Source organism: Candidatus Methanocrinis alkalitolerans, from assembly GCF_029167205.1.
Lineage (GTDB): Archaea > Halobacteriota > Methanosarcinia > Methanotrichales > Methanotrichaceae > Methanocrinis > Methanocrinis alkalitolerans.
In genome coordinates, this window is the sequence record NZ_JARFPL010000017.1 from 1 (window position 1) to 25,978 (window position 25,978).

At 56.5% G+C, this 25,978-nt stretch carries 22 protein-coding genes and 2 tRNA genes; 10 read left to right on the plus strand and 14 right to left on the minus strand.

The window, feature by feature from the left end; all coding sequences use genetic code 11:
• Positions 1 to 1,873, minus strand: a 1,873-nt coding sequence (locus P0O24_RS06680; protein WP_316968969.1) for a DUF7507 domain-containing protein, incomplete at its 3' end; no start/stop codon positions are given.
• A 371-nt stretch (positions 1,874 to 2,244) separates the two neighbouring features.
• Between P0O24_RS06680 and P0O24_RS06685 the strand changes: the two genes are divergently transcribed.
• On the plus strand, positions 2,245 to 3,981 hold the full coding sequence (locus tag P0O24_RS06685) for a NosD domain-containing protein (protein ID WP_316968970.1): 1,737 nt from the start codon (positions 2,245 to 2,247) through the stop codon (positions 3,979 to 3,981).
• 77 nt (positions 3,982 to 4,058) lie between these two features.
• Here P0O24_RS06685 and P0O24_RS06690 read toward each other — a convergent pair whose 3' ends face one another.
• Together P0O24_RS06690 and P0O24_RS06695 are read right to left on the minus strand one after the other, a co-directional pair.
• The gene (locus tag P0O24_RS06690; RefSeq protein ID WP_316968971.1) at positions 4,059 to 5,228 is read right to left on the minus strand and encodes a pentapeptide repeat-containing protein; all 1,170 of its coding nucleotides are present in this window, start codon (positions 5,226 to 5,228) and stop codon (positions 4,059 to 4,061) included.
• Between the two features lie 287 nt (positions 5,229 to 5,515).
• The gene (locus tag P0O24_RS06695; RefSeq protein WP_316968972.1) at positions 5,516 to 5,737 is read right to left on the minus strand and encodes a hypothetical protein; all 222 of its coding nucleotides are present in this window, start codon (positions 5,735 to 5,737) and stop codon (positions 5,516 to 5,518) included.
• Between the two features lie 150 nt (positions 5,738 to 5,887).
• Here P0O24_RS06695 and P0O24_RS06700 point away from each other — a divergent pair, with 150 nt between their 5' ends.
• Positions 5,888 to 7,549 (plus strand): right-handed parallel beta-helix repeat-containing protein, encoded by a 1,662-nt coding sequence (locus tag P0O24_RS06700; RefSeq protein WP_316968973.1) that lies wholly within the window; start codon positions 5,888 to 5,890, stop codon positions 7,547 to 7,549.
• An 85-nt stretch (positions 7,550 to 7,634) separates the two neighbouring features.
• On the opposite strand, the gene P0O24_RS06705 is transcribed toward P0O24_RS06700, so the two are convergent.
• The 4 genes from P0O24_RS06705 to P0O24_RS06720 form a co-directional block, all read right to left on the minus strand.
• Complete coding sequence (locus P0O24_RS06705) at positions 7,635 to 8,768, minus strand: pentapeptide repeat-containing protein (RefSeq protein ID WP_316968974.1); 1,134 nt, start codon at positions 8,766 to 8,768, stop codon at positions 7,635 to 7,637.
• A 98-nt stretch (positions 8,769 to 8,866) separates the two neighbouring features.
• Positions 8,867 to 9,571 (minus strand): hypothetical protein, encoded by a 705-nt coding sequence (locus P0O24_RS06710; protein WP_316968975.1) that lies wholly within the window; start codon positions 9,569 to 9,571, stop codon positions 8,867 to 8,869.
• Between the two features lie 211 nt (positions 9,572 to 9,782).
• Positions 9,783 to 10,160 carry a 4Fe-4S dicluster domain-containing protein gene (locus P0O24_RS06715; RefSeq protein WP_316969009.1) on the minus strand — a complete coding sequence of 126 codons (378 nt, stop codon included), beginning with the start codon at positions 10,158 to 10,160 and terminating at the stop codon, positions 9,783 to 9,785.
• Positions 10,161 to 10,165: 5 nt separating this feature from the next.
• A complete protein-coding gene (locus P0O24_RS06720) occupies positions 10,166 to 11,662 on the minus strand; it encodes a homocysteine biosynthesis protein (RefSeq protein ID WP_316968976.1) in 1,497 nt (498 codons plus the stop codon).
• A gap of 107 nt (positions 11,663 to 11,769) precedes the next feature.
• Here P0O24_RS06720 and P0O24_RS06725 point away from each other — a divergent pair, with 107 nt between their 5' ends.
• The gene (locus P0O24_RS06725) at positions 11,770 to 13,263 is read left to right on the plus strand and encodes a B12-binding domain-containing radical SAM protein (RefSeq protein ID WP_316968977.1); all 1,494 of its coding nucleotides are present in this window, start codon (positions 11,770 to 11,772) and stop codon (positions 13,261 to 13,263) included.
• Between the two features lie 14 nt (positions 13,264 to 13,277).
• Here P0O24_RS06725 and P0O24_RS06730 read toward each other — a convergent pair whose 3' ends face one another.
• From P0O24_RS06730 to uppS, 6 genes are all read right to left on the minus strand, one after another.
• Positions 13,278 to 13,592, minus strand: coding sequence for a DUF2551 domain-containing protein (locus P0O24_RS06730; protein ID WP_316968978.1), 315 nt, complete (start codon positions 13,590 to 13,592; stop codon positions 13,278 to 13,280).
• Between the two features lie 38 nt (positions 13,593 to 13,630).
• Positions 13,631 to 14,692, minus strand: coding sequence for a radical SAM protein (locus P0O24_RS06735; RefSeq protein ID WP_316968979.1), 1,062 nt, complete (start codon positions 14,690 to 14,692; stop codon positions 13,631 to 13,633).
• Positions 14,693 to 14,823: 131 nt separating this feature from the next.
• The gene (locus tag P0O24_RS06740) at positions 14,824 to 17,199 is read right to left on the minus strand and encodes a hypothetical protein (RefSeq protein ID WP_316968980.1); all 2,376 of its coding nucleotides are present in this window, start codon (positions 17,197 to 17,199) and stop codon (positions 14,824 to 14,826) included.
• A gap of 160 nt (positions 17,200 to 17,359) precedes the next feature.
• Entirely contained in the window at positions 17,360 to 18,703 is a 1,344-nt protein-coding gene (locus P0O24_RS06745; RefSeq protein WP_316968981.1) for a signal recognition particle protein Srp54, read from the minus strand.
• A gap of 34 nt (positions 18,704 to 18,737) precedes the next feature.
• Positions 18,738 to 18,826, minus strand: a tRNA-Arg gene (locus tag P0O24_RS06750).
• A gap of 28 nt (positions 18,827 to 18,854) precedes the next feature.
• On the minus strand, positions 18,855 to 19,676 hold the full coding sequence (gene uppS, locus P0O24_RS06755) for a polyprenyl diphosphate synthase (protein WP_316968982.1): 822 nt from the start codon (positions 19,674 to 19,676) through the stop codon (positions 18,855 to 18,857).
• Positions 19,677 to 19,792: 116 nt separating this feature from the next.
• Here uppS and P0O24_RS06760 point away from each other — a divergent pair.
• The 6 genes from P0O24_RS06760 to P0O24_RS06785 all read left to right on the plus strand — a co-directional run bounded on the left by P0O24_RS06760 (position 19,793) and on the right by P0O24_RS06785 (position 23,776).
• Positions 19,793 to 19,866, plus strand: a tRNA-Val gene (locus P0O24_RS06760).
• Between the two features lie 280 nt (positions 19,867 to 20,146).
• On the plus strand, positions 20,147 to 20,422 hold the full coding sequence (gene eif1A / locus P0O24_RS06765) for a translation initiation factor eIF-1A (protein ID WP_394356735.1): 276 nt from the start codon (positions 20,147 to 20,149) through the stop codon (positions 20,420 to 20,422).
• A 2-nt stretch (positions 20,423 to 20,424) separates the two neighbouring features.
• Positions 20,425 to 21,210 (plus strand): serine protein kinase RIO, encoded by a 786-nt coding sequence (locus P0O24_RS06770; RefSeq protein WP_316968983.1) that lies wholly within the window; start codon positions 20,425 to 20,427, stop codon positions 21,208 to 21,210.
• Between the two features lie 48 nt (positions 21,211 to 21,258).
• Positions 21,259 to 21,792, plus strand: coding sequence for a KH domain-containing protein (locus P0O24_RS06775; protein WP_316968984.1), 534 nt, complete (start codon positions 21,259 to 21,261; stop codon positions 21,790 to 21,792).
• 90 nt (positions 21,793 to 21,882) lie between these two features.
• Positions 21,883 to 22,083, plus strand: coding sequence for a hypothetical protein (locus tag P0O24_RS06780; protein WP_316968985.1), 201 nt, complete (start codon positions 21,883 to 21,885; stop codon positions 22,081 to 22,083).
• 61 nt (positions 22,084 to 22,144) lie between these two features.
• Entirely contained in the window at positions 22,145 to 23,776 is a 1,632-nt protein-coding gene (locus P0O24_RS06785; RefSeq protein WP_316968986.1) for a site-2 protease family protein, read from the plus strand.
• A 12-nt stretch (positions 23,777 to 23,788) separates the two neighbouring features.
• Here P0O24_RS06785 and P0O24_RS06790 read toward each other — a convergent pair whose 3' ends face one another.
• Positions 23,789 to 24,781, minus strand: coding sequence for a hydantoinase/oxoprolinase family protein (locus P0O24_RS06790; RefSeq protein WP_316968987.1), 993 nt, complete (start codon positions 24,779 to 24,781; stop codon positions 23,789 to 23,791).
• A 76-nt stretch (positions 24,782 to 24,857) separates the two neighbouring features.
• On the opposite strand from P0O24_RS06790, the gene P0O24_RS06795 reads away from it, so the two are divergent.
• Positions 24,858 to 25,964: a Coenzyme F420 hydrogenase/dehydrogenase, beta subunit C-terminal domain gene (locus tag P0O24_RS06795; protein ID WP_316968988.1), complete on the plus strand. Its 1,107-nt coding sequence runs from the start codon at positions 24,858 to 24,860 to the stop codon at positions 25,962 to 25,964.
• The last annotated feature ends 14 nt before the right edge of the window (positions 25,965 to 25,978 follow it).

Sequence of the window (25,978 nt, forward strand, 5' to 3'; positions counted from 1 at the left end):
GATCGGAGTCTTCGACTTCCTCTTCCTGATAAGTCCCGTTGGCCTTTGCTGTGTTGCTGTACTGTCCGACCGAAGCCGTCCCGGTCTTGGTGAACGTCTTGCTTTCGCCGACGTTCAGGTTGATGGGACCTGCTACGGGACCGATGACGTCGTCGGTCACGTAGACTTCTGTGAGAGGAACGTTACCCGTGTTGGTGACCACATAAGTCCAGGTCACCAGGTCTCCTGAGTTCAGAACGGGTCCCGTCGGAGAATCGGCATCTTGACCGTTCGTCGCCTTCTCGATGGATATAGAAGGTTCAGGAACAACTAGGTAGTTGGATGCGGTTACATATGCTTTGCCAATACAAATAGGTCCACTGACGGAATAATAGCAAACTTCCTGCCCCGCCTTGATCGCTGCATCGACGGTTCCGGTCACCCACTCACCATCTAGAACGAACCAGAAATCTGTGCACGTCCCTTTTTCAATAGGGATATCGAACTTGATCCCAGTAACCCCGGTTGTTGGATCCCGTCCAATCGCATATTTATGTGAGGCGCTCAGCACTTTTATGCTACAGCCTGATAAAGTGACCTGTTCAGGATCTATTGTATACTCCCAACCCTCGCCGGGATCATCTTCACTTATATAATAAGTTCCGAAAGGCAGATTGCTGAAGGTGTATTTTCCACCGTCACAGCCGAAGGTGGCACAATCTTCTTGGGGGCCGTCGATACAAATTTTGAACTCTGTCTCACCATCACAATCCCCAACCACGGCCTTGGTCACCTCGATGCTGCCGCTGGTGCTGACCTCCAGCTCCACCGTCCAGTGGCTTATATCAAATGGAGCATTATCTGTGGCACAAACCCTATAATCGAATCTGGTATTGTTACCGACAGTCGTCTTGCCGTTAAAGGTTACGTTATATTGATCGCAGGGACTCACTGAACTGCTGAGGTAATGGGTCGGATCGGTGTCAACGACCTCTTTACCATCATAAGTTCCTTTAGCCGTACCGACTTTTTTGTTTTGGCCCGCCACCGCAGTTCCCGTGGCCTCATAGGTCCATGTCTCGTCGGGATCCAGGATGCCGTCATTATTGGTATCACCGCCTACATAGATCGGGGTCATACCCTGATCGTCGGTGACGACCACGTTGGCTAGGGGTACGTTGCCGGTATTTTTAACCACATAAGTCCAGGTGATCGTGGATCCCACCGCGACGACGGGACCTGTCTCGGTATCAGCATCTTCACCGTTCGTCGCCTTCTCGATATCGATGCTCGGGATATCCGGGCAGTCGATCACCAAAGTCAGATAATTGCCTCTTCTCCCCGTGGACGAGGTTCTATCTTTAGATATTTGTATATGAGCCTCAAAGCTATAGGTTCCTTCAGGAAGGGAAAATGAAGCTTCATAACCGATAAGGGTATTGCCACTGTACACCCACATGAAGTCGGGAGGGGTTCCATCGTTCCCTGATTTGCCGCTAACTCGAGGGCTATTACCCAGATCGTAAACCTTGATCCAGGCGTCATCAGCTTTCTTGAGTGGGATATAATTTTCATCCCTCAGAACTAAGGCATATAATACATTCTTGTCGCAGTCGTAGCGCAAATAAAGCTTCGATAAAATTACAGCATTAGGCTTATTTGGGTTTCCTGCTTCCCACATATATGCGAAGAAGTCGTTAGAAAGGGCCCATTCGTCATAACTGCCGTCTACAACAGCTGAACCGTAGGTAGGCTCGTTCAGGGGAGCAACGACTGCAGATCCTGTAGTGACCACGAATCCCAAAACCGCTGTTATAAGAACTGATAGAATAGAAATATTTTTTACGCCGCATAAAGCATGATCCGGTCGGCTTATATCAAAGTGGATTCTCATGAGCTTACCCTCTGAATTCAAAGATCAGTACTAGAAGTAAGGAGTTCAGATATTTAACGATTTGCAGCTACCGGTCCTATTCGTCGATTTAACACCTCAATGAATTCTCATTATACTTCAATGTTTGATTATTGTCAAGAACCTCCAGTCCAGCATTCATCCTCATTCATCCTATATCGCCCGCCACTGGATCAATTAGCGATGTAGAAGAGAGGCTTAACGATCTAATATGCATAACTTTACTTCATGGCTACACGGGACCTGCTTTGTATAGGGCGATCATCCTCTGCTCTATCCCACAAGGTAAGTTAATAAACCGCGAGAAACTATTGGGATATGTGATTTCCATGCTCAGATTCCCGACTTCCATCTTGCTGATACTGATGACGGCAAACCTCGGGGCGGGTGCTGCCACCATTTTTGTCGACGGTGCAGGCTCCGGAGACTTCACGAGTATCCAGGACGCCATAGACGCCTCCGAGGAGGGCGACTTGATCCTCGTCCTGAACGGGACGTACCGCGAGAATCTGGTGGTGGATAAACAGATCGGCCTCCTTGGAGTGGGGCAGCCTATAGTCGAAGGCGGGGCTGGATCAGCCCCTATCATCACAATAAATGCGAGCGGTGTCGTTTTGGATGGTTTCATCTTAGCCGGAAGCACCAATGAGAGCAGCGATGGCGGTGCGGTTCTTGTTTTATCGGATGGCTCCAAAATCCTGAACAACACCATATCATCCTCTTTGAGTCACGGCATCTGTGTCCTCAACTCAAAGGATCATATGATATACGGCAATATGATCAGCGGGAGCTTCAAGGCTGGGATAAGGTTTGCCGGAGCTAACGATAGCCAGATCGCGGCAAATGAGATACATCAAAATGCGTACGGAATATTTGTCGAGGACTCCTCCAGCAACTGGATCTCGAACTGCGGGGTTTGGGGCAACGGCGCAGACGGGATCTCCATCGAATCCTCCCTTTGGAACGAGCTTGTCGGAAACGCGATTCATAACAACTCAGAGAACGGTGTATATATCACCAAATCCAGCAACAACATACTCATTTCGAACTGGATTTATGACAATTATGAAAGCGGCATCGACCTTTATGAGTCATCCAACAACATGATCGTGACAAATACGATCGGAAGAAGCGCTCAGACGGGAATAAACGTCGACTCCAGCGATAACAACGTGATCCTCCTCAACGCCTTATCATATAACGACCTCAACGGTATCGCTATACAGGGCTCGAAGTCCAATACAGTATCGGAGAACCTCGTCAAAGAGAACCGCGAGAGCGGCATATCCCTGCGCGACGAGAGCGGTGAGAACCTGATCACTCTCAACGAGATCTCGGGGAACAAGAGGTACGGCATCGTATTCGACGGTAGCTCCATCAACTATGTTCAGGCCAACAAGATCACAAGAAATTTGGACGGCATAGTCATCAGGTACTCCCGGGATAACTCCGTCGTCGAGAACGAAATAGATTACAACAATTTCGGCATAAGCCTTGAGTTCACCCAGAACGTGGTCGTTTCGACGAACAGCATACAGAACTGCACTCGGGACGGGATCCGTCTACTCCGCTGCGATAACAGCAAGATATATTCCAACAAGGTCCGCGAGAATATGGCAGACGGGGTCCATATGGTAAAATCAACAGGTACCGTCGTTTCGAGTAACGACATCGATATGAACGGCGAGTACGGGATTCAGGTCCTGGATCACTCCGACCATAATCTCTTCATGCTCAACGTCATCCGAAACTCCGGAACTGGCGGCGTATATATCTTCGAAGGAGAGCTCAACATCGTCTTATCAAACGCCCTGATCGATAACGGCAAGTTCAATGGAAGGGACAACGGCGGTAACAAGTGGCTCAGCAACTCCTACAGCGACTATGCTGGAGAAGAGATAGCCTACAGAATGGTCCTCGGCCAATACGACGATCGATTTGCCTCCGAACCAGGTGTGGTAGATATAGGCGCAGACCCTTACGAGATATTTGGCCATAGGGGCTCGGTCACTCGTGATTATAAGCCTTTCATGAACCACTTTGTAACGCTGGGCGATCGGACACTACCGGGTCCGCCGGGCGATATATAGGCTGAGTTAGGAGGTATGGCGAGGTCCCGCCGGGTCTTTTTGAGGATGGGATGAGGGATAGGAAGGTCGATGGGACCTCACCCTATCGCCTCAAGGTCTCTTTTTAGCTCGTCGTCTATCATCGCTCCATCCAGCTTCGCTCTCGATAGGGAGAATAGGGTGAACTGGTCGTACTTCGCCCTGATGAGGTTCGCCCCCGAGAGGTCGGCTCCCGTCATTTCGACGGACAATAAGGTCGCGCTTCGGAGGTCGGCACCGGTGAGGTTGGCATTGGTCAGGTATGTCCTGTCGATGGTGGCGTCCCTCAGAAACGCCCCTGAGAGGTCGACGCCCCGCAGGTCCAGCCCCAGTAGATAAGCCCTCCCCAACTTGGCGTTGCTCAAGTTCGATTTTATCAGCCGGACCGCGGTGAGGTCGGCGTCGGTAAGATCGGCTTGCGAGAGGTCTGCGCCGGTGAGGTCGGCGTAGGATAGCTTCGTTCCCCGGAGGGTAGATCGGGCGAGCTTCGCCTCCGTCAGGTCGGCGTAGGCGAAGAGGGCCCAGTTGAGGTTCGCGTCGGTGAGGTTGGCCCTCATGAGGTAGGCCCTTGAAAAGTCGGAGTCTGATAGGTCTGATCCCGATAGATCGGCTCCGTAGAACTCAGCCCTCGAAAACTGGCCCCGGTTGAGGTAGCTTCCTTTCATCTCGGCCCAGTTCATATGGGCTCCGACGAAGTTGCCACCGATGAGGTAAACTCCGATCATCGTCGCCCCGGTGAGGTCGGTGCGAAAGAGCCGCGCGTTGGTCAGATCCGCCCCGGTGAGGTCGGCGTCGGTGAGGTCGGCTCGGGTAAGATCCGCCTTGGCGAGGGTAGCATCTTTGAGCCTCGCCTCCGAGATCTTTGCACCCCAAAGCTTAGACTCCGAGAGGTCGGCTTCATCGAGGTCTGATCCGCTCAGGTCGGCGGCTGAGAGGTCAGCTTTAACTAGGTTCGCCTTGGTGAGGTTTGCGCCAGAAAGCCATGCAGATATGAGGTATGCGCTCTCGAGATCTGCCCCGGTGAGATCTCTCCCCCTCAAATCCGACTGGTTCAAATTTGCTCCTCTCATATCGAGGTCGGAGAGGTTGACGTATCTCAGGTCAACCGGATCGGATAGCCTCTCATCTTTGATCAGCGGTTCGGAGGCGGTTCCAGAAAGACAGAGGATTAGCGATACGACCGTGATAAATTTTAGCGATTTGAAGATATAAATGCGGATTCCTGTCATGTTGAACCTCTCGCTGAATCTATGATTATAATTAACTATATATGGATTTTCTGATCCGTCGTCGGATACGCTGACGCTTCTGGGATACTGTCACGTGCAGGACCTCGTCGGGATTGTTTAACCCCTTGAACTTTTGTACTCAGCCCCCATCCCTTCTGAAGGGATCTCCAGTTAAGGCCAGATTGAAGCTGACACGCCTCAACTCTGTCCTCTTATCTGCTCTTCGATCTTATCAGGGTTCTTTTATAAACCCTTTCTGGAAGCTTCTTCATCCGGCATGCCGTTCTCTACATCTCCAGCGTCACAGAGGCTATACCATCCTGGGCACAATAAAAGTTGCTGTCGATCTCATGGACCTCGAGCTTCTCTTCTTCATAATCTTCCTGGTGAAGAGTGGCGGTGATTTCTCCAATACAACAGGCCTCAAACGGGTCTTCCGGATGCTTCAGATTCCTCCATATCGATAGCCATATTGAGGGCTGCTGCCATCCTGGCGAGACTCTGGCCACCCCTACTCATCCGCTACTATGATCGTCATCATCATCTGATCTCATATGATGCTGAGCCAAAAAGAAGCGAACAGATTAATAAGTAGCGTTTGACTATTTGAGCAGGTGATTCTCATGCTCAGATGCCTAACTTCCTTATTGCTGGTTCTGATGTTAGCTACCGTTGGAGCCGGCTCCAACGCCTTTCTCGTCGACTGCGCAGGCTCCGGAGACTTCACCAAGATCCAGGACGCCATAGACGCCTCCGAGGCCGGCGGCGAGGTAATTGTCTTGAACGGAACGTACCGTGAGAACCTGGTCGTCGATAGGTCCATCACCCTTCTGGCCGATGGGAGGCCGGTCGTAGAAGGTGACGATACGATGGAGCCTATCATCGTCATCAATGCCAGCGGGGTCGTCGTTGATGGGTTCGTCCTCGCCGGCGGCTCCTATGACCGCTCTCTTGAGACGGTCGAGTGCGATTCCGCCGCCGTCCTGGTCCTCTCCGACGGCTCCAGGATCATAAACAACACTATATCCGGCTCCCCGGGTCACGGCATCTTCATCCAGAACTCCACCGGCCACCTCGTATCGGCGAACAAGATCCACGACAACCTTCTGGCGGGAATCCGGCTCTTTGGCGTGAATAGCAGCGCCATCGAGACCTCTGAAGTACATCGGAACGCCTATGGCATATTCATCGAGAACTCCCAGGAGAACTGGATATCAAATAGCGAAGTGTGGGGGAACGGAGCCGACGGCATCACCATCGCGGAGTCCTACAGAAACGAGTTTTCATCAAACTCGATCCACAACAACTCAGAGAACGGCGTACATCTATCAGAGTCGAATAACAACATATTCGTGGCGAATAGAATAAGGGATTGCGAAAATAGCGGGATCGACATCTACAGGTCTGATAGCAACATGATCACGATGCAGACCATCGAGATCTGCGACGAGATGGGGATCAACATAGACTCCAGCAAGAACAACGTCATCGTCCAGAACGTCCTATCAGATAACGATCTCAGCGGAATCGCATATCGTGGATCAAGCTTCAACACCGTCTCGAAGAATGTGATCAGGAACAATCGCGAAAGCGGCATCTCCCTCCGGGGTGAGAGCGAACATAACCTGATCATGAAGAACGATGTATCGGGGAACAAGAGGTACGGCCTCGTCTTGGACGATAGCGACCTGAACTTCGTCCAGGAGAACGAGATCCGAAGGAACGGCGACGGCGTCATCATTCGATATTCAAGCGACGTCTACATCGTCGAGAACGAGATCGAAGATAACGTCTTCGGCGTAAGCCTCGAGTTCGTCCATAACGCCGCCGTCTCTAAGAACCATATCGCCAACAGCACCCGAGACGGGATCCGCCTCCTCCGCTGCGATAACGGCAAGATATATGGAAACAGTATCAATAATAGCGTCGCAGACGGGGTCCATGTTCTCAGATCGACGGGGACCGTCGTCTCTGATAACGATATCCATGAAAGCGGCGAGTACGGAATCCAGGTTCTTGACGAGAGCAGCGAGAACCTGTTCATGACGAACCTGATAAGAGACTCTGGGCTCGGGGGCATTTATATGTTTCATGGCGAGCTCAACCTCATCATGTCCAACGCCCTCATCGATAACGGCAAGTTCAACGGGCGAGATAACGGCGGAAATCGGTGGATAGGAAACCATTACAGCGACTACGCCTGTAAAGAGATGATCGGGACGATGATAGGCATGGAGCCCTACGAGATCCAAGGCCAGAGGGGTGCGGTCACATTTGATCATCGGCCGTTCTTAAACTACCGGATTCTGTTGGGCCGATAAGGGTGAGATAGGTCGATGAGATGGTGGATTGATTGGGGGGCGATAGATCGGGGCCACGCCGAAAATCGCCTCCTGCCCCATCACCTCATCCGAGGGCTTCAAGGTCTCTTCTCAGCTCGTCGTCGATGAGGGCCCCCTCCAGATTCGCCTTGGAGAGGGAGAACAAGGTGAACTGGTCGACCTTCGCCCTGATGAGGTTCGCTCCCGAGAGGTCGGCCCCCGTCATCTCCACAGACGAGAGGGTGGCTCCCCTGAGGTCGGCACCGGTGAGGTTGGCGTTGGTGAGGTACGTCCTGTCGATGGTGGCGTCCCTCAGAAACGCCCCCGAGAGGTCGACTCCCCGCAGGTCCAGTCCCAGTAGATAAGCCCTCCCCAACTTGGCGTCGCTCAAGTTCGATTTTATCAGCCTGACGGCGGTGAGGTCGGCGTCGGTGAGGTCGGCTTGCGAGAGGTCTGCGCCGGTGAGGTCGGCGTAGGATAGCTTCGTTCCCCGGAGGGTAGATCGAGCCAATTTCGCCTCCGTCAGGTCCGCATAGGCGAATAGGGCCCAGTTCAGGTTCGAGTCGGTGAGGTTGGCCCTCATGAGGTAGGCTCTTGAAAAGTCGGAGTCCGAGAGGTCAGAGCCCGATAGGTCTGTCCCGTAGAACTCGGCCCTGGAGAACTGGCCGCGGTTGAGGTAGCTTCCTTTCATCTCGGCCCAGTTCATATGGGCTCCGACGAAGTTGCCGCCGATGAGGTAAACTCCGATCATCGTCGCCCCGGTGAGGTCGGTGCGAAAGAGCCGGGCGTTGGTCATGTCCGCCCCGGTGAAGTCGGTGTCGGTTAGGTCGGCTCGGGTAAGATCCGCCTTGGCGAGGGTGGCATCTTTGAGCATCGCCTCTGAGAGCTTCGCTCCCCAGAGGTTCGCCTCCGAGAGGTCGGCTTCGGTGAGGTCGGCGCCCGATAAGTCCGCCCCCGAGAGGTCCGCCCCTGCGAGGTTGGTTTTGGTGAGGTTTGCGGCTACAAGCCACGCTGATATGAGGTAAGCGCTCTTGAGATCTGCCCCGGCGAGATAAGCGCCGGATAGATCAGACTGGTTCAAATTGGCGCCGCTGAGGTCGAGGCCTGAGAGGTTGGTGGATCTCAGATCTGCCCTATCGGATACCGATAGCGTCTCATCACCAACTGAGCCGACTCCAGAAAGGCAGAGGATGAGCGATACGACTGCTATAAATTTCATCGACCTTGCTATAGGAATGCGGATTTTTTTCATCTCGAACCTCTCGCTGAATCTTCGGCCATATCTGACTGCGATTACGGGGTTTCTGGTGGAGCTTGTCATCCCAATCTCCATTTCGGGTTTATCGAGTTGAGGTTTTCGAACCCCTCGAAGCTGTATGGTGCGGAGTAGTATTCGTCGTCTATCATGACGCCGTAGTAGCTATCGACCGCAATCCATAGATCTGGTCGGCCGTCGTCTTCGACAATAACCCAGAGGTGTCCCTGCCAGTCCCATTCGCTAGGATCGTACATATATCTTACTCTATAATTGAAACTTTCGTAGGTATCCGCCAGCTTCTTCGATCCGTCGTAACACATCCCCAGGGGAGTTACAGGAAAGATGGCGCGCCGGGTCACCTCTCTGATGAATCTGCTGTTATCGGTCCTCTCGTATGTCACGTTCCTCTGGATGGCGTCGGGGACGATCACCCTCACCGGTCCCGTCGGGGTCGGCGGCGCCGCCCAGAGGTCTGCGAGCCTCGGGGCGGCGCCGTTCGGCGTCAGGTAGCTCCTCTCGCCGTCGGAGAAGGTCACCGTCACGTAGCCCCTCTCAGGGGTGGCGTTGAAGCTGTGGGTCGCCAGGAAGAAGGCGAGGTCGTGGACGGTTATCCCGATATCCTCGTAGCTGGATATGAGGAGCCAAAGGTCGTTGACCTCGGCACAGCTCGAAATGCCCGGGGCGAGGGCAACGTAAAGGGCCAATAGTGCCACCTTCAGATCAGTTCTGGTACAGTCCATTCCGACCCTGCTATCGATACCCAATCAAAGGATGAGTGGGGCTAGCTAGTATAAAATACATCGCGAGATGCCATCCCGATCGCGTCTCGTCGTTGAGATGACAGATCCTGAAGAGCTAAATCCCCCACCGTCAGCCTTCAGACCGCAAGGCTGGGATCTCCATGACGTCCAGAGCGAGGGTCCGGCATCTCCGGCGGAGATGACCAGGTCCTTTGGTCCTCGCTGGAGACGGCCTCTACTTCAGGACGAGCCTCAGAGCCCTCTGGGGACAGGCGGTGATGCAGCTGGCGCACTGGACGCATCTTCCGGCGTCGGCGACCACCTCAGACCCCTCGAACCTGAAGGTCCCTGTGGGGCAGATCGATATGCAGGCCCCGCAGTGGACGCATTCGTCGTCGTCTTTGATGATGGGGTTCTCCAGGAGGACGACCCTGACCCCCCTCTCCTCGAAGGCCCTCTTAACCTCGACGCATTTATCGAGGTCTACGTCGACGACGATCTCGCCGGAGACGGCGTCGACCTTCGCCCGCTCGATGTTGATGAGGGCCTTAGTCTCCAGGATCACCGAGGATACTATCGGCTTTCTTACGATCCCGGGGGCGACGTGGAGCATCAGCTTCACTTTGACCTCCTCCTCCTGCCGTAGAGCCTGCTGAGGTGGTCGCTCGTCAGCATCCCTATGACCCGGTGATCCTTGTCCACCACGGGGAGCGCCGAGATCTTGTGGTGGTGGAGCTTTCTCGCCGCCAGCTCCAGGGGCTCGTCGGGACTGGCGATGAAGACCTTCCTCGTCATCATCTCGGAGATGTGGGAGGTCTTGTCGCTGGCGACGGCCTTGGATATGTCCCAGGCGGTGACCATCCCGATGAGCTTCTCATCGGCCGATACGACCGGAAGGTGGTCGAAGGTGCCGCCGACGATCATCCTCGCCGCCTCCTTGATATTGATCTCCTCTCTGACGGTCACCACCTCTGAGCTCATGACGTCCCCCACCAGGAGGAACTCCTTCGTCTGCCTCACGGGGTTGTTCCTGCCGACCCCGGAGAGGGGCTCCACAGCCTCCGATAGGAGAAACTCCCCCCTCCGAATGGAGTCGCCCAAAGCCGAAGCCACCTTCCTCGCCACGTGGCGGCTCGATAGCGCCGAGGTCTTCACCTCGGCCCCGTCGATATCGACGACCCCGGAGTAGAGCTCCTCGTAGTTCACCCGCCTCACCGTCGGCCTGGCGCGCCTCGGGACGCCGTAGTCGACGATCTCGGTGACGATCTCCCTATCTCTTACGGCGGTCTTTTCTGCGATCCTCTCGTTTAAGACCGGTATCGGGACCCCCAGACCGACGTAGAGGCTCGGTCCGTAGTCCTGGAAGGTGGCGCCCCTGAGAAACTCGGAGCTCATCTCCTTGAGGTCGCCCTTCACCATCAGGGTGGCAAATCCGTTCTGAGGGAGGTGCTGGGTCCCAGGGCCGATGATCTGCCCCTGGCCGCCGCAGAGGAATATCCTCGTCCCCACCCCGATGTACTCGAAGTCGGGGTCGTTTGGTATCGGTGATAGGGCGCCGGCCCCGCTGTAGCTGACGTTTCCGTATCGAGGGAGGAGGGTTCCCATGTAGGTGTGGAGCGTCCTCTCTGTGGAGTTTGCGGCCGCAGCGTACCTCTGGTAGGCGTTCCTCGGGTTGACCATGATCGCCTGGTTGAAGTCATCAAGCCTGAGGGTCGTCTCCAGCTCGGAGCGGGGGTAGCAGTCGGTGACGACCCCCTGGGCCCGCAGCTCCACATCCCGTCCGGAGACGAGGTCCTCCATGACGTGGGCCCCGCCGTACTCGTCTCCTCTGTCCTCGGACGGCTGGGTGGCTCCAAGAAATAGGTCGACGGCGGCGACTCCGCCGTATGCCTCCACGTTGTTCAGCCAGGCCTTGGAGATCTTTATCGGTGGATCGCTGTGGCCGGTGTTGAGAAAGAGACCGGAAGAGCACATCGCTCCGAAGGTGCCGGTGGTGACGACGTCCACCTCTCGGACAGCACCCTGGGTGCCCAGCTCGTCCACCAGCTCCGGCATCTCCTCCGCAGTGACCACCCGAACGCTGCCGTCCCGGATGCGTTCGTTGATCTCCGACAACGATTTCTCCTGCACAGACCTCTCCTCTAAAGACGGGAGGTATTAAAGGCTTGTGGGGTCCGCCGGCTCAACACCGTTATCTGGGATCACGGAGATGGGGCACGAAGATGTCAGGCAAAAGGATAGTCCTCACCAGCGACGCTACCATGATGAGCAACTACAACGGAGGAGTGATGCTCGGCTTTGCGGCGATCCTCCCGGCATCGATGATCTCCGAGAGGATCTTCAAATGGCTATTCTGCCCGCCCGTGGAGGCCGGGGCTGACGGGTCGGCCCTCCTCGCCCCCTGCGGGATGAGGAAGGTGGAGGCCGCCCTTCTGGAGGCGGGCTTTTCGCCAGATGAGGTGATCGTCGCCCACCCCGACCATCTCGACGAGGCGATCGGGCCTGATACCGAGATCGTGGGGATCGGCCACGACGATCCCATGGGGAAGATCGCCGTCCGGGAGATCGAGGAGATGATCAATCGGGGCGCACCCTACAACAGGACGAAGTTTCTGGAGCTTCTGGGCCATCCCCTCATAAGAGAGCACAGGCCGAAGGTGGTCATAGGCGGCAACGGCTCCTGGGAGCTCCGGGGCGAGGATGCAGGGGTCGATCACATCTACCTGGGTGAAGGGGAGAGGACGTTCCCGTCGATCTGCAAGAGAATCATCGGCGGCGAGGACGTCCCCCGGGAGGTGGAGGGGGAGGCCGTCCCCGGCGATGAGATCCCCGTCAACAGGGGGGCGACCGTCGGGGGGATCGTCGAGATCGGGAGGGGCTGCTGGCGGGGCTGCTCTTTCTGCTCGCCGACTATGCGAAGGACTCGGAGTCGGCCCGTCTCCAGGATCCTCGAAGACGCCAGGGTGAACCTTTCTGCGGGACAGAGGGACCTGATCCTCCACTCCGAGGACGCCTTCATGTACGGCTCCGTCGGGATGGTGCCGGAGAAGGAGATCCTCCTCGACCTCTTCCGACGGGTGAAGGGTTTGGGCCCCAGGACCGTGGACGTATCCCACATGAGCTTGGCGTCGGTCTATCACAGCCAGGACCTCCTGGCGGAGGTCTCCGAGGTGGTGGGGGTCGGCTCTGACCAGAGGTACATGTCGGCATGGATCGGGATCGAGACGGGCAGCCCCCGGCTCCTGGCGAAGCACATGAAGAACAAGACGAAGCCTGCGCCCCTGGAGGCCTGGCCTGAGATGGTGAGGGAGTGCTACGGCCTCTTCCGGGATCGGTCCTGGCTCCCGGTGGCGAGCCTCGTCCTGGGGCTTCCCGGGGAGACGGCCACGGACGTGGTGGCGACGACGGAGCTTGTGGAGTCGCTGAAGGAGAGCGTCGGCCTGATGCTCCCCCTCTTCTTCACCCCCATCGGCGAGACCCGCCTGGGAAGGGCGAGGGGATTTGGGCGGGAGGAGGCGACCCCCGAGCACTGGGAGCTGGTGGGGAGTTGTCTGGAGTACAACCTCCGCCATCTGAAGGCGCTGCACAGCTATTACAGCGAGAGGATGACGGCGGGTCCGGTCCAGCACCTCGCCCTCCGGGGGACGAACATCCTCGCAGACTTCGCCCTCAAGAAGTATCTAGGAAGGATGAAGCGCGGAGAGCCGCCCAACTGAAGAATTGATATGGATCAATATGTTTCGAGGACCGAGCTGACGATCATCTTGTGATCCGGCTTGAGGGAGTAGACGTTGTGGTCCCCCGAGACGTCGATGCTGAGGATCCCGAGCCTGGTGTTCATGAGACCCACCATCGCCGAGACGCCCCGATAGCTCACCTCGAACCCTTCCCGGTCGAGGTAGGTGTAAACTTCCTCGGTGGTGAAAGACCTGTCATGCAAGAACAGCTTCAGGACAGCCTTCCGGATGCCCATCCCGTCGCGCTTCAGATAGTTTTTCAAGCGCTCCCGGATCTGATCTTCATGTTTTCGAACGCTAGCCTCCATCCTCTAAGCTCACCGCCTCTACATTTACAGCTTTGGACTTATAAAGGTATTCTCTCCACCACGGGGCCGCCTTCCAGGGGGTACCTCTCCTCCAGGAAGAGCTCCCACCCCATCGGTTCCAGCTCCTCGACTATATCTTCCAGGATCCAACCGGCGATCTCGATCCTCCCCTCGGAGGGGGCGTACATCTCCTCCGGGACCCCCAGGCCCGCCAGCATATCCACCACCGGCCCGAGGCCCACGACCACCCCATCAACGGGGATTATGGCGCCGTAGATGAGGGTCCCGTCATCGGTGGGAAGGTCGAAGGGTCGGGCGGTCCGCTCGGCCCGCCGCTTCAGCCGCTCCCGAAGCTGGACTGCGTCCTTGAAGGCGGAGGAGCAGTAGTGGACCTGCAGCCCTCCGATCTTGAACTCTTCGGCGGCAAGATCGCTCCCGACGGCGCCGCAGCCATAGTCCTTCGACCTGAACCCCATCCGCCCCAAAGCTCGCTGGTTCGTCTCGGAGAACTCCAGCTCGTTGAGGTTGAGGAAGCCCTCCGCCCTCATGACCGCATCGACGATCCCAGGGGCGGGGCCGATGGCGGGGATCTCGACCCCGGCGAGGAGCCCCAGGCCTTTGGCGTCGACGAGGGTCTTGTAGAGCCATCCCGGCTTCGACCACTCCGACGTCGGCGGGTGGAACCTGATCTCGTCGAGCCCCGCCTCCGCGAGGCCAGCGAGGGCTGTGGGGCCGGGCCTCGATCCTGTATATAGGTGGATGTGATGATCTTGCCCGAACTCCCGCTTCAGGGCCCGGATCGATTTCAATACAAACTCCATCTTCAGGAGCGGCTCGCCCCCGGTAATCCCCGTCCCCAGGGCGCCGATGGCGTTTGCCTCCTCGATGATCTCGATGTCGGACCCCACCCGGCGCTCGTTGGCAAAGATCCCGTCTTTTCCGCGCCGCTCCTCTGAGAGGGGGCAGTAGAAGCAGTCCCTCTCGCAGATCCCGGTGACGAACAAGACAAGGGACGCTCCCTGGCGGCATATCCGGCAGCCTGGCGATAGGTAGCTATTGAAAGAGCCCGTAAACTCCGAGACCCACTCCCGATCGGTCATCTTCCCCGGAGGAGACCTCTCCTCCGATAAATAGGTTTGGAGCAGGCCTTCCGGCGGATCTCGCAAGATCGAGGAGGTCGCTGGAGGGTATTTGCGTGGGCGGCTAGCAAGGGGAAAAGGGGGAATGAAGCTTAGGCGTTCTCATTCGGTTGCGACGGATACAACTCTTTAGAAGTCAGCTCGATTACTTCTCCCTTGAACCATTCCCTTAATTTTTCTATTCTGTTCTTCGTTCCTTGTTTCCATTCCGACTTGGAAGTTGCAAATACTATGCCGTCGGGTTCGAAACTTTTGCAGAGATCATCATAAAATGAGAACTGGTTATCGGGTATCTCATCATTGCTTTTGGCTTCACCAATGAACAACTTTCCGTCAAGAATACAAAGAATGTCTATATTTCTATTATTCTCTTCTTCATCATTGGTCCAATAAACATCCGAATCTGGTATCCATTCAAAATCATGCCGAGCCATTTTTCTAAGGTAATTTAAAGCAAGAAGTGGAATGTCCATGTTGCTTGTTAATCCCTGAAAAGTAACTTCAGAAAGCTTATACAACCACAATGGGTTTCTCCCTAAAACTTGTGACTGATAACATCGAGTGCATTCGAACGTTTGGCCAACATATTCAGCAGGATACCAGGATTTGAAGGAACATGATTTGCATTTAAGTTCAAAACCGCGTTCTAGTATTCTTTTTTCTAAAAGTTCTATTATTTCATCTGGGATCAAATCGGATACTTTATCGACATATGTCTTAGTTTCGGGTGGATTTGTTATTCCTAACGATTCTCTGAGATGATAGTGATGTAATGCGCGTCTTTTGTCCGAATCCTTACCGAGAAGCCAACCAGGTCTATTTTCATTTCTATTGTCCGAAAGCAATTCGAAAAATTCTCGATAAGGAGAAGTTGCAAGATATCTAGCAGCTTCTTCAAGACTGCCCGCGCGGTTGATAAAATCAGTATGATACTTAGCGCTACTGCTTCGTTCGATGCGAGAAAATCCCGAAGATAAGAATGAAGTCTTAATAATTTCATCGACTAGAGGTTTATTAAATTTTATTCGCGATACTTTTTTAGTTTGCACTCTAATAAAATTGTTCTTGGTGATTCGAAAGCTTGGCATTTCGATAGGATCTTCACTTTCCCTATCATAAACCTCAACATTTTCGGATGAAATCAATTTTATAAGATCAGCTTTTTGAGGAAGCATTAAATCTTCCCACTCTAAAGTAATAGTAAAAATTCCACCAATCATCTCCGAAGGCATATTCGGCAAAAACATGCATTTAGATGAGTCTCGTGCTACCAAAACATGCTCAGATTTGACATGAGGTTTGATAAAACTGTAAAATACTAACTCTTCGTAGGTCAATATACCCCAATGAGAGATTTCGCGCTTTTTTCTTTTTATTTTTTCAAATATATTATTAAGTCTTTCAATGTCTTCATTTCGGGAGGAAAACGCTAAATCCAGATCAGGGGGTCTAAAACGCCCATGATCCACGTACAGAGACCCTAGAAGAAGGTCTCCTAACCAGTTTCCGACATTTTCCATACCTTCTTCCAGGTCTTTAAATGATAACCAAATAACATAGATTTCATTGGCACGTAAGTTCCAAAATAATACTGCCTCATCTAAGCCAAAGCTATCTGATACCAGTATAACCATATTACATGGAACCTTAATATCATAAAAATATCTTCCAGAATAATCAATTGTCGATCTGATAAAGGATATAATCTGTGGACGCCTTGTCTGCATGCGACAACATGTACTTAGTATTTTGACTGCATCTGTGAGCGGAAATTGGTTCCCATCGCATATTATATCCGCTAGCTTATAACGATCAGGTGGAGAGATAAGATCTCCATTTTGCATTTTATGACCAAGATCACTTGGCTTATATTTGGATTCAAGTATCTCCCCTAAAAAAGATTCACGATATCCTGTACAGCCGTTTGTAGTGATTCCTCCTTTGAGCATCAGCTTATCTATGTGACGCAAAGAAGCCTCACCAGATTCGATATCGCCGCATGCAACAAGTGCTAAACGGCTGGCGTCGGGATATTCTTCTTTTGCGACCGCAGCAATGTAAAATGTGGATATGCTGTCGTCATCAATACGAGATTCTTTTAACTCTCTTAAGGTTGCGTTTGTACCGGATTTGATATCCCACGGATTATATGCCGCAATTTGTGAAACAGAATCCCAAGGAATCAAGGCAAAAGGACATATGCGTCTCAGAAATGACTCCGGTTGAATCGTATCCATATCTGGAGCTAGCACAATTAAATCCGGATCGAAATTTATCATAAATTGCTGATATTTTTCAGAGATCTCATCTTTGCCGGAAAGTGGAATAATGACATTGAAGTATCCGCCTACCATAGCACAGTTGTACTTGATTATTTGCTCGAACCGATCCCATTCATTAGGATCATTGGGGCGAATTATCCATGCTATGCTTCTGGGATATACTGATGCCACAGCAAATGGCTGCAAGTTTAGTCACCAGTAGCTACCACTATCGCCGACTTAATAATAACTTCGCATATCTCCCCTTTCATCCCCAACGCCAACGACGCGAAGACGCCAACGGTCCCGAAGAATAGGAACTAAAGAAGAACAAAAGAGAACAGAAAGACGGTGATATCGCGACGGCCTACATCCCGCCGCCGCCCATCATGGGGCCGAACTTCTTCATCATCCGCTTCATCCCCATCTTGTTCATGCCCCGCATCCCCTTGAGGGCCTTCTGCATCGCCTTGTGGGACTTTAAGAGCTCCCGCACCAGCTCTGGGGAGGTCCCGCTCCCCCGGGAGATCCGCTTGATCCGGGAGGCGGTGATGATCTTGGGGTCCTCCAATTCCTTCTCCGTCATGGAAGACATGATCACCCGGTACTTCTCGAGCCGATCTTTGGTGACCTGGTACTCCTGGTCGGAGAGGTCGAGGCCCATCCCGCCCAGGGGGAGCATCTGCATGATCTGCTTCAGGGGGCCCATCTTGTTGATCGCCTCCATCTGCTTGCACATGTCTTTGAGGGTGAACTTGCCCCGCATCAGCGCCTCGACGTCCACCTCCTCCTCGACCTTCGTCTCCTGGGCCCGCTCGATGAGGGTCTTGATGTCCCCCATCCCCAGGAGGCGGGATATGAACCGGTCGGCCTCGAACCGTTCCAGGTCATTGGGGGTCTCTCCGACCCCGATGAAGGCGACCGACGAGTTCGTCTCGGCGACGGCGGACATGGCGCCGCCCCCCTTGGCGGTCCCGTCGAGCTTGGTGATGATGACGCCGGTGATCCCGACGGCGTGGTTGAAGGCTTTCGCCTGTTCGCTCGCCTGCTGGCCGAGGGCTGCGTCCATGACGAGGAGCTTGTGGTCGGCGGTGACGACGGCGTCGATGTCCATCATCTCCTGGATCAGATCCTTCTCCAGGGCGTGCCTTCCGGCGGTATCGACGATCGCGACGTCGTACTTCCTCGACGCCTCCAGGCCTCGCCTGGCGACGGCGGGGGCGTCGGGGTTACCCTTCTCGCCGTAGAAGAAGACCCCCTGCTTCTCGCAGAGGGCTTTGAGCTGGTCGAAGGCCCCTGCCCTGAAGGTGTCGGCGCAGACGACCGCCGAGCGCAGGCCCTTCCTCTGGAAGAAGGTGGCGAGCTTCGCCGCGGTGGTGGTCTTGCCGCTGCCCTGGAGGCCCACGAGCATGATGGTCTGCTTCTCCAGGGATACCGGAGAGCTCTTCCCGACGAGGTTTATCAGCTCCTGGTAGACTATGTTGATGACGTGCTCCCTCGGGTTCATCCCCGGGGCGGGCTTCTCGGAGAGGGCCCGGTCCCTGATCCTGTTGGAGAGGTTCATCACCAGCTTGACGTTGACGTCGGCCTGGAGGAGGGCCCTCTGGATCTCCCGCACCGCCTCGTCGACGACCTGCTTATCTATCCTGCTGGCGGAGGCGATCTTCTTCAGCGCCCCCCTCAGCGACCCGCCAAGGCTTTCCAGAACCATAAAAATCAAACATCCATCGGTCTATTAGAAATTACGTCCCGACCGGGATTCGAACCCGGGTCTGAGGCTCTCTGCGCAAAGTTGCTCCGCAGGCCTCTAGGATGTCCACTACCCTATCGGGACACGATGCCGGATAGGATGGTTATGGTAATTAAGCCTGTTGATTTGATCTCCTCCCCCTTCTCCGACATCCCTGGTAGGTTCTTATGGCCCTGAAGAACTCGACCCTCCCGAACTCGGGCCAGTAGGGGGCGCAGAAGTGGACTGGAGAGCTGGACCCGTTCGCCTGCCACGGGAGGAAGTTGGAGGTTCGCACCTCGCCTCCCGTCCTGATCACCAGGTCGACCTGGGGGAGGGGCTCACCTCCCATGGGGTAGAGGTGGGATGCCACAGCATCCTCGTCGAGGTCCAGGGGTTTCAGCCGCCCTTCTTTCACCTCCCGGGCGAGGGACCGCGCGGCGTCGGCGATCTCGCTCTTGCCGCCGTAGGCCAGGGCCAGGTTGAAGTGCATCCCGTCGTAGCCACAGGTTGCCGCCTCCGCCTTTCGGATCGCCTCCTGCAGACGGGAGGGCAATAGGCCGATCCTGCCGATGGCCCGCACCCGGATCCGGTTCTTGTGGACCTTCTCTGAGGCCGCCAGCTCCAGAAGCTTCCTCTCGATCAGCTCGAAGAGGTACTCCTTCTCCGCCTCGTCCCTGTCGAAGTTCTCGGTGGAGAAGGTGTAGACCGATAGATGCTTTATCCCCAGCTCGAGGCACCAGTCACCCACCATCTCCGTCGTCTCCGCCCCCCGACTGTGTCCGTTGAAGCTGGAGAACCCCTTCATCCTGGCGTAACGGCGGTTTCCGTCCTGGATGATGGCGACGTGGTCAGGAAGCCCGTCCCTCAATAGACTCCTCTTCAGCGGCCCCTCGCAGAGGGTCCTGAAGGGGCCGCGGGAAGAGACGGCCAGGAGCGATCGGGAGAAATCCATCTGCATAACCTCTTCCAGTTACTATTTAAATCGTCCTCTCCGATCCCCTATTTCCCCACCCCCCTGGGGTTGGAGAGGAAAAATACTAATATGCATGCCGTCGTGGGAGGGTCCGAGGGCCCGTGGTCTAGGTGGTTATGACATCGCCTTCACACGGCGGGGATCACGCGTTCGAATCGCGTCGGGCCCATCATCTCCATCTTTCTCGTCCTCTTCACCCCCGTCACCATCGTCCTCTTGGCTCTAATCGTCCTCGACTCCCCCCATCTTTCTGATCAACCCCCATCTTCCTCGTCATCTCTTCTGGTCACAACCTTTAATTATCATACCCGGCCATAGGGACTGCTGTACGAACTTCAGGTTATCCGCCGCCAAAACTCGGATTTGAGGCTTGATTCGTCTGTAGAGGTGATATACTGGCTAATTATGCAAGTACAAAAAGGAAGAGAAATGCACAAGGTCCGGAGGTCATAACGAGAGTCCGCCTCCCGCGATCTTACGACAGAGAGGTCTTCGGGTTCGTGGAGACCCTCCTCGGCTCGAACAGGCTGAGGGTCAGGTGTCTCGACGGCAAAGAGAGGATGGCGAGGATCCCCGGCAAGATGAAGAAGAGGATCTGGATCCGGGAGGGAGATGTCGTCATCGTGGTCCCCTGGGACTTCCAGGACGAGAAGGCCGACGTCGTCTGGAGGTATACCGGCCCTCAGGTCGATTACCTGGTGCGGAAAGGGTACCTCAAAAGGTAGTCATGACCGAGGAATCCAAGAGACAAAGAGAGTTCGAAGCGCGGATCGACCTGGTCCGTGAAAGGATCAAAGATTCTGACGACTTTAAAGTACACGACGAGGTATTCGACAGGCGCGTCCTTATGGACCTTTACGCCCTGGCGAAGAAAGGGGTCATCGCCTCCCTGGGTGGGGCCGTCTCCACCGGAAAAGAGGCGAACATCTTCCGCGCCAAGGGGGAAGATGGGACCGACCTCGCCGTCAAGATATATCGAATAAATACCAGCAACTTCAAGGCGATGCAAGATTACCTTCTGGGAGACCCGAGGTTTGGGTCCATCAAGGGGACGAAGAGGGCGGTCATCGCCGCCTGGACGAGGAAGGAGTTTCGAAACCTGAAGCGGGCCGGAGAGGTGGGGGTGAAGGTGCCAACTCCCCTCGCCATGAGGGAGAACATCCTCGTCATGGAGATGGTCGGCGACTCGGAGAACCCGGCGCCACAGCTGAGGGACGTGACTCTGGAGCCGGAGGATGCACAGATGGCCTTCGAGAAGATCGTCGAGTACGTATCTCTCCTATACAACAGGGCGAACCTCGTCCACGCCGACCTGAGCGAGTTCAACATCCTCTACCACAACGGCGAGCCGGTGATCATCGACATGGGCCAGTCGGTGACCCTGGAGCACCCGATGGCCAGAAGCTTCCTCGAAAGGGACATATCCAACCTCGCCCGCTACTTTAAAAAGAAGTACTCCATCGGCTCGGAGGAGGCTATCAAAGAGCGTCTCCGGGCCGGAAAGGTGAGCTGAACCTATCGCCATCGAAATCGAGAAAGACGTTCTCGGAGGCAGATAATATTGCATATAAAGATTCCAGCAGATCGGATCGGGGCTCTCGTGGGTCCTTCAGGATCGGTCAAGAGCATGCTTGAGGAGAAGACGAGTGCAACCCTCGATATCGAGAGCGAGAGCGGAGCCGTGGAGATTGCGGCCGGGGAGGACCCGATAATGGCGATGCGCCTCGCCGACGTCGTCCGAGCGATAGGCAGGGGCTTCTCTCCCGAGAGGGCGTATCCGCTACTGGAGGACGAGATGCTGATGCTGGATGTGATAGACCTTTCCCGGGTCTTCAACACCAAAAGCGACATGGCCAGGATAAAGGGGAGGATCATCGGCAAAGACGGCAGGACCCGGGAGATCACCGAGAAGCTGACTGGGGTCTTCATATCCGTCTACGGCAAGACCGTCGCCATCATCGGCAGCCCAGAACAGATCAGGATCGCAAGAGCCGCCATAGAGATGCTGATAGACGGGGCTCCCCACGGAGCCGTATACGGCTACCTGGAGAAGAAGAACCAGGAGCTGGTCTCGTCCGGCATCGGCGAACTCTGATCAATCCAGGGTGACCCCATCCCCACCGATAGATACGACCATCCTCCCGGTGCCGGCGGCGCGACCTCCGGAAAGGTACATCCTCCGGAGGTGGCCGCAGTCCGCCCTCTGAGAGGCGGCAGGAGGGCGGGTCTCCTCGAAAGGGCGGTCTCCTTCGCCCTTCGGGGGATCGCAGGTCCCGTGCCGTTCGACGGTCTCGATCTCTTGGCCGATACCGTCTTGAGAACTCTTCTCACCGTCGCCGATCCCATTCCGGAAGCTATGGGTATGGATGGATCTGGTTTGGCATGAGATTATATACCCTCCGTCAGAACGAGGACCAACTACAGATCGAACTTCGGAGGACGAACTGTTGGAATTCACCTGGAATCTGACCCTCTTCGACTGGCTTCTCATAGCGATCCTAGCCCTCAACATCCACTGGCTCCTCGCCATCAGGCTCAGCCGGCTGCAGAGCCTGAAGGGGCTGCAACTGGGGAACTGGGGGCCGGTGATCATGATCAAGACGACGAGGTGGCTCACCCTCATCGACCGGCTGAGCCGCCCCAAGAGGTTCTGGAGGGGGGCGATCACCGCCGGCATCCCCCTCGTCGTCCTGGGGATGCTCTCCTTCCTCGCCCTCTTCCTCCTTCTGACCTTGACGGTCTTGCGGACGCCTCCGGAGCCGTCCGTCTACACCGCCCCGAGGAACGTCCTTCTGATACCGGGGATAAACCAGTTCATACCCCTCTGGTGGGGGTGGGTCGCCCTCTTCGTTACGATGGCGGTCCATGAGTTCTCTCATGGGATCCTCTGCAGGGTCGAGGGGATAAGGGTAAAGTCGATGGGGATAGCCCTCCTCGCTGCCCCGGTGGCGGCCTTCGTCGAGCCCGACGAGGGGGAGCTCTTCGGCTCCGAGGACGACGACGATAAGCCGAAGGCCACCCGGGCCGCCCGAATTCGGATCCTCTCCGCTGGAGTCATAGCGAACTTCGTGGTGGCAGCCCTCGCCCTCGCCCTCTTCTTCGGGCCGGTGATCGGTGCGATCGCCCCCATGGACAGGGTCGTGGTTGTGGACGTCGCCCCCGGCTCTGCCGCCGACCTCGCCGGCTTTGAGAGGCAGATGATCCTCCTCTCGGCCGGCGACATCCGGGTAGATGGTCTCGAGGACCTGGTGGCGACAGGAGGGGGCGACAGGAGCCTCAGCTTCCTCCTGGGAGATGAGATGGTGGACCTGGGCCTTGGGGGGGAGTTCGTCCGGGGGGTCGTCGTCTCCTACGTCTTTGAGGGATCGGCGGCCGATGATGCGGGGATCGTCCCAGGGGCGACGATCTCCGAGATCGATGGAGTACCGACGCCGGACTGGGAGTCCTTCAGGTCGGCCATGAACTCGACGACCGAGGGGGATACCGTCGTCGTGGGCACGAACCGGGGGGATTATGTTGTGGATCTCGCCGCAAACCCCGACGGATCGGGGAGCGGGTTTTTGGGGGTGGGCTTCTCCGGGGTCTCGGCGAACGCAGTCTACCTTGACGGAGCCACATTCCAGGAGTTTCCGGCGGGGTCCTTCCTCGCGGCCCTCCGGGAGATGCCCCGGTCCGGCGTCTTTGGGGTCTTCACCCTCATGGGCCTGCCCTTCTCGGGGATCCCCGGATTCACCGAGATGGGCTTTCCCGGCTTTGCGGGCTGGATCACCCACCTCTTCGAGCCGACGGGATGGGCCGAGCCCCTGGGGGGAAAGATCTTCTGGATCGCCAACTTCCTCTTCTGGGTGGGGCTGATAAACCTCTACGCCGGCCTCTTCAACTGCCTTCCGGCGGTTCCCCTGGACGGTGGCCACATCTTTCGGGACATGCTCTCCATGGGGCTTGGTGCGGTCTTCAAGAGCGAGGCGAAGGCTGAGAGGATGACCCGGGCTCTTGTGACGTTGATGGCCTGGCTGATCTTCTCGTCCCTCCTCTTCATCATCGTCGCCCCCTACCTCGCCCACGGGTTTGGGGGCTAGGCGATAGCCCACCTATCTTTGGACTTTTTTCGACGTCCTCAGAAAGCCCCCCGCCTCCATCTCCAGGAGGCGGGCGGCGGCGTAGGCGGGGAAGACGCAGGAGACCGACTTTCCGTACTTGGCCGAGAGCTTGACGCACTCGAGGCCGAGGGAGCGGGCCGCCTCTTCTATCAGACCCTCGCCGATCCCGCAGGCTGCAACGATGGAGAGGTCGTACTCTTCCGACTGTCTTCTGATCCCCTCGGCCAGAAGGCTCAGCTGGCGGGCGGCGGCCTGGCGGCCGATCTCCGCCGCCGCGTCGGGGCCGATCTCCGCCAGGTCTGCGCAGACGGTCCGGGCGAGCCTCCGGAGCGCCGATCGTCGATCTCTTCTGCCCCCGTCGGGGGGCTCGACGGCATAATCGTCTTCGCAGATCCGGCCTCCGGCGAGGTGGGCGTCTGCGGCGATGGCGAAGAGCTCGGATGAGAGGGGGATCCTCCTTCCCCCCATATCCACATGACCGAGGAGGGCGGCGATGTTCGTTCTGAGGAGGCCGGAGTAGATCAGCTCCCCCCTAGCGAGCCGCTCAAAGTCGGTCTTCGCCGCCCTCGGCCCCCCCTTTATCGGTATGAGGTCGGTGGTGGTCGATCCCATATCGACGAAGAGAGAGTCGCCTATCTGCGCGCAGACGAGGGCCGCCGAGGCGGACCAGTTGGCAGCGGCGAGGTCGGAGAGGTCGCGCCAGAGGAAGCCGTCGACACCCCAGAAGCTGACGGGGCAGGTGAAGGACCGCTCTGCCGCCTCCTTTATAAAGAGGATTCCGGCCCGCTTATCCGGAAAGGAGTCGGCAAGCTCCCCGGTCATGACGACCGCCAGAGCCTCTGGCCTCGCTTCCGCGCAGATCCGGCGGAGGAAGGGCTCCAGGGGGGCCTCTTTCCAGAGGGGGATGTACTCGATCTTGGTGAAGAGACCGTCGGAGCTGGCGGTTTTGGTGTTCGCTCCGCCGACGTCGAGGCCGAGGATCATGACCGTTGGGTCCCCGATATACCATAAAAGCTTTAGTCTAATCGGCCGTCAACTACGCACCTAGCTTTTGGAGAGGATGATCATAGCTGCCAAGGAGAAGTATCCCGAGCCCACGTATCTTGAGTACGGATTTGGGGAGCTCGATTATGACGTCATCAAGAAGGAGCTCTGCTGCTACTGCGGTAACTGCATCGCCTTCTGCCCCAAGATCGATAGAGAGGCAAACCGCCCGGAGCTGATAGACTACGACCCCAACTGCGGCCTCTGCTACGCCTACTGTCCCCGGACCATGTTCGATATGCCGGGGATGGCGAAGAAGGTCTTCGGGAGGGAGAGGAGGGAGGATGAAGTCCTGGGAATATACAGGAAGGCCGCCTCCGCCAGGGCGCGAGGATCCGGGGCCAGGGCCCAGGACGGAGGGGTCGCGACGGCGCTCCTGATCGGCGCCCTCGAATCGGGGGTCATAGACTGCGCCGTCGTCACCGATAGAGACGAGAAATGGAGGGGCGTTCCGAAGGTCGCGACGACGGCAGAGGAGATCGCCGCCGCCGCGGGGACGAAGTACACCATCACCCCCAGCGTCACCGGGGTCCAGATGGCGATGGATCAGGGCTTCAAGAAGATCGGCTTTGTTGGAACGCCGTGCCAGATCCAGGCGCTCCGGAAGGTCCAGCTCCTGGAGGAGCCCTATCAGTTCGGCCAGGAGAAGATAGCCCTCCTCGTCGGCCTCTTCTGCATGGAGAACTTCGAGCACGAGCTGCTCTTCCCCCACCTCGTCGAGGGGGAGTTCGGGTTCAAGGCCGAAGAGGTCGATAAGTTCGAGGTCCAGAAGGGGATGTTCCGGGTCCTCTCCGGCGATAAGGTCAAGGAGGTCCCCCTGGAGGAGACGGACGATTACGTCTGGAAGGGGTGCGGCCCCTGCTTCGACTTCGCCGCGGAGCTCGCCGACGTCTCCGTCGGGTCCGTCGGGTCGAAGGCGGGCTGGTCGACGGTCCTCACCAGGACCGACCTCGGCGCGAAGGTCTACGACGCCGCCCTGGCGGCAGGAAGCATCGAGGAGGCGGCCGTCTCCGATAAGGGGCTCGCCCTCGCCGGAAGGCTCGCGAAGTCGAAGGAGGAGCGGTTTTCCGCCAAGACGGCGGAGCTCTTCGGCCGGGGCGTCCCCGTCAACGTCCGCAGATGAAGGGAGCCCGAATG